The sequence below is a fragment of the Streptomyces sp. WAC05292 genome (assembly GCF_003949955.1).
Classification (GTDB): domain Bacteria; phylum Actinomycetota; class Actinomycetes; order Streptomycetales; family Streptomycetaceae; genus Streptomyces; species Streptomyces globosus.
This window is the reverse complement of record NZ_RPSE01000481.1, coordinates 1-4,125: the sequence shown is the minus strand read 5'-3', so window position 1 is coordinate 4,125 and position 4,125 is coordinate 1. Positions and strand designations below refer to the sequence as shown.

General features: G+C 74.9%; 3 protein-coding genes. 2 read left to right on the top strand and 1 reads right to left on the bottom strand.

Features of this window, described 5'->3' with window-relative positions; all coding sequences use genetic code 11:
* The first annotated feature begins 117 nt into the window (after positions 1-117).
* Positions 118-1,275: a serine hydrolase gene (locus EF903_RS29640; RefSeq protein ID WP_125548086.1), complete on the top strand. Its 1,158-nt coding sequence runs from the start codon at positions 118-120 to the stop codon at positions 1,273-1,275.
* On the opposite strand, the gene EF903_RS29635 is transcribed toward EF903_RS29640, so the two are convergent.
* A complete protein-coding gene (locus tag EF903_RS29635) occupies positions 1,272-2,618 on the bottom strand; it encodes a M64 family metallopeptidase (RefSeq protein WP_125548085.1) in 1,347 nt (448 codons plus the stop codon). The two genes, EF903_RS29640 and EF903_RS29635, sit on opposite strands and share 4 nt — an antisense overlap.
* A 149-nt stretch (positions 2,619-2,767) precedes the next feature.
* On the opposite strand from EF903_RS29635, the gene EF903_RS29630 reads away from it, so the two are divergent.
* Positions 2,768-4,125: tetratricopeptide repeat protein (locus EF903_RS29630; protein WP_125548084.1), on the top strand; the 1,358-nt coding region annotated here is incomplete at its 3' end.

Here is a 4,125-nt window from a genome sequence, read left to right as displayed (position 1 = left end):
TCCCCCACACGGCCGACCCGGGGCCCGTACCCCCCGTCGCAACCGCGATCGCCGCGGCCGGAACCCTAGGATGCGGCAGGTGCACCCCCGACGGCGTACCTGCGAGAGGCGGTAGTGATGGGCGGTCTGCGCGAGCTGCTGGAGCCGTACGTCGACCGCGGGGAGCTGCCGGGGGCGGTGGGGCTGGTGTCCCGGGACGGGCGGCTGGAGGTCGAGGCCGTCGGCTGCGCCGACGTCGAGGGCAGCGCGCCGATGGTCCGCGACTCCCTGTTCCGGATCGCCTCGCTGACCAAGCCCGTCACCGCGGCGGCCGTGCTGATGCTCGTCGAGGACGGCCGGCTGGCCCTGGACGACCTCGTCGCGCCGTGGCTGCCGGAGCTGGCCTCGCCCGTCGTGGTGCGCACCCCGGCGGGGCCGGTCCGCGAGGTCGCCCCCGCCGACCGGGAGATCACCGTCTTCGACCTGATGACGTCCCGCGCCGGCATCGGCTTCTCCCCCGCGGGGACCGACATGCCCGCGGTCCGGCCGCTCGTCACCGAGCTGGGGCAGGGCCCGCCGCAGCCCCGGCAGGTGCCCGCACCGGACGCCTGGATGGCGGCGCTGTCCCGGATCCCGCTGCTGCGCCAGCCCGGCGAGGCCTGGCTGTACAACACCTCGTACGACGTCCTGGGCGTCCTCGTCGCGCGGGTCTCGGGAACTCCGCTGCCCGCGTTCCTGGAGGAGCGCGTCTTCGAGCCCCTCGGCATGGCCGACACGGGCTTCTCGGTTCCCGCCTCCGATCTGGGCCGCTTCACGTCCCTCTACCGGCACGGCGCCGGCGGGCTGGAACGTGTCGACGCCCCGGACGGGCAGTGGAGCACCGACCCGGCGTTCCCCTCCGGGGCAGGGGGGCTCGTGTCGACGGCGGACGACTGGCACGCGTTCGCCCGCATGCTGCTCGCGGGCGGCGCCCTGGACGGCGGGCGGGGCCGGCTGCTGCAGCCGGAGTCGGTGCAGCGGATGACGACGGACTGGCTGACGCCGGACCAGCGGGCGGACGCCGAACCGTTCCTGGAGGGGCAGGGGTGGGGGTTCGGCGGCTCGGTGGACGTCCGGCCCCGCGCCCCGTGGAACGTCCCCGGCCGCTACGGCTGGGTCGGCGGAACCGGGACGGCCGCCCATGTGACGCCGTCCCGGGGCTCCGCGGCGATCCTCCTCACCCAGGTCGTCCTCACCGGCCCCACCGCCCCGCAGGTGATGCGGGCGTTCTGGACGTACGCGGCGGGGGCGGGCTAGAGGCGGACCTTCCACGTCAGGGTCGTGCGCAGGGACTCCGCCGCCTTCGGGTCCCGGACCGCCGGGGTGCGGTCTTCGACGGTGACCGACAGCCGGTGCGTGCGCAGGTCCAGGAGCCACAGTTCGGCGACCGCCACGTCCGTGCGCCCGGCGAACCGCTTGAGCTCGCGGCCGTCGAGGTACCAGCGGACGTCGAGCTGCCGCCCGTCCGCGCCGGTCAGACGGGGGACGGACACCTCGGCCCGCCGCGGCAGCCGCAGCACCCGGTCGGTGGGGGTGAGGGCGCTGACGGGCTTCGCGTGCTGGTAGAAGCCGGCGATCATCGCCTCGGTGCCGGGGAGGTTGAACGGCTTGCCGAGGACCCGCATCAGCGAGTTGTCGGTGGGCCGGAACAGGCCGGTCGCGTAGTAGCCGCCGCCCTCGTACGCGCCGACGGTGCCGCCGTCCGGCGACGGCTCGCCCAGCCAGCGGTGCCACTTGGTGCGGGCCGCGGCCATCCGGTCGGCGGTCAGGGTCGAGGTGTTGGAGTCGGCGGGCTCGGGGCCCTCGTACTTCTCGTAGCCGGGAGTGTCCGGGTACCAGTACTCGTCGGCGAGCTTGCCGAGGGAGTGGCCGGTCTCGTGGATGGCCACCTGGCCGGACTTGGCGTTGCCCGCCGAGGCCGTGGAGATGCCCTCGTAGCCGAGGGTGGCACTGCGCTCGTTGTAGCCGGCGCCGCCGTATTTGGCGCTGTTGGCGAGAACGATGACGAGGTCGGCGTCGGGGGCCTTCTCGACGTACGAGTCCACCTTCTCCTCGTCGATGCAGAGCAGCCGCTCGATGTCCTCGCACCAGAAGTAGGAGCCGAGCGCGGTGTCGCGGACGGTGCCCCGGTCCGGGTCGCCGGTGACGCCGGAGTCGTGGGAGACGGCGTCGACGGTCCACACGTTGAAGAGGTTGCGGTAGGTGGCGTACGGCTCGACGGCCGTGATCTCGGCCCACTTGGCCTGCGTGTCGCTGTGGAAGCGGTCGAGTTCGGCGGCGGTGTAGCCGTCTCCGATGACGACGACGTCCAGGCGGTCGGCGGTGGGGCCGTTGTCGACGGCCTTCGTGACCTTGCCGTCGGCGGCCCGGGCCGCGTCCGAGAGGCGCGCCCCGCTCGCCGCCCGGCCCGGCGAGGTCACCCGGATGTGGCCCGAGCCGGCGACCGCCCCGTCCTCCGGGCCGGGGACCTCCACCTGCGGGGCGCCGTCGGCGGGGCGGGGCGCTGCTGTCGCGCCGACGGGTCCGGCGGCCAGCAGCAGTGCGGTGGCGCCGGCTGCGGCGGCCGCGGCGCGCAGCGCCCTGCGGGCGGCTCTGTTCATGACGTCATCCCCCGGGTGAGAAGGCGAGGCTGTTAAGTGACGGAGTAAGCGAGGTGAACCGGCTGCTTAAATTAGGGGGGTGCACAGGGCGTGCGCAATGGCTCGTCTCCCCTGAATACTCGGGGAGTTGGAACCACCAGGGGGTAGGCATGGACGAACCGGTCGAGATCGGCCGGCGGGTTGCCCGGCTGCGCGCCGAACGAGGGCTCACCCAGCGGGCGTTGGCCGAGCCCTCCTACACCCCGGCGTACATCTCGACGCTGGAGGCGGGGAAGGTGCGGCCCTCCGAGGCCGCGCTGCGGTTCCTCGCCGGGCGGCTCGGGACGACGTACGAGGAGCTGTCCACGGGGCGCCCCCCGCACCTGGCGACCGAGCTGCGGCTCCGCCTCACCGACGCGCAGCGCACCCTGGCCACGGGCGACGCCTCCGAAGCGGCCGGCCTGTACCGGGAGCTGCTCGACGACGCCGAACGGCTCGGCCTGGACCCGGAGCGGGCGGAGGCGCTCCTCGGGCTCGGCGAATGCGCCCTGGAGGCCGGGGATCTCGCCGCGGCGACGGCCCGCTTCGAGGCAGCGGAGCAGTTCCTCGCCGGCGAGCCGCCACCGCGGAAGGCGCGGGCGGTGCGCGGGCGGGCCGTCGCCCACCTGCTGGCCGGGGAGCTGCGCTACGCGTGCTACCTGCTGGAGACGGCGATCGACGAACTCACCGCGGGCGGGCTCGCCGACCCGGAGGCGCTGGTGCTGCTCTACACCGCGGTCATCAGCCCGTACACCGACATGGGCGCGCACGCGCGCGCCGTGCACGCCGCCGAGACGGCCCTGGCGCTCGCCCCTCAGGTCCGCGACCCGGCGCTGGTCGCGGGGATGCACCGGCAGGTGGCGCGGACCTTCCTGGCATCCGGCCGGGTCGCCGAAGCGGACGCCTCACTGGCGAAGGCGCAGTCGGTGTACCGGCAGTTGCAGCTGCGGACCGACCTGGCGCACTGCCACTGGATGCGGGGGTACGTGCACTCCCAGAACGGGGACCTGGCCTCGGCGGAGGCGGAGCTGCGCACGGCGCGGGACATGCTGGCGGCCAGGCGGGCCGCGCTGTACACGGCGCAGGTGGAGGTGGAGCTCGCGGACGTCCTGCGCCGGCTCGGCCGAGGCCCGGAAGCGGCCGAACTGCTGTCGGGTCTGCTGGACCTGGGCGACAGCCACGGAGCCGTGCACGCCGCCGGGGCACACCGGCTCCTCGGCCTGATGGCCGAGGAGCGCGGCGACAACGAGGCCGCCGAACGGCACTACGTCCAGGCCCTCGCCCTGCTGGAGCGGAGCGGAGCCGGAGGCGACCTCGCCGACCTGTGCCGCCTCCTGGGCGACCTCTTCCGCCGCACGGGCCGCACGGAAGCCGCTCTGGACGCCTACCGCACGGGCCTCGGCCACCGCGCAGCCCCGGGCACGACCACGCTGGGTCCGGCACCGGCGGGGGTGCCGGACCCAGCGTGGTCGTGCCCGGGGCTGCGCGG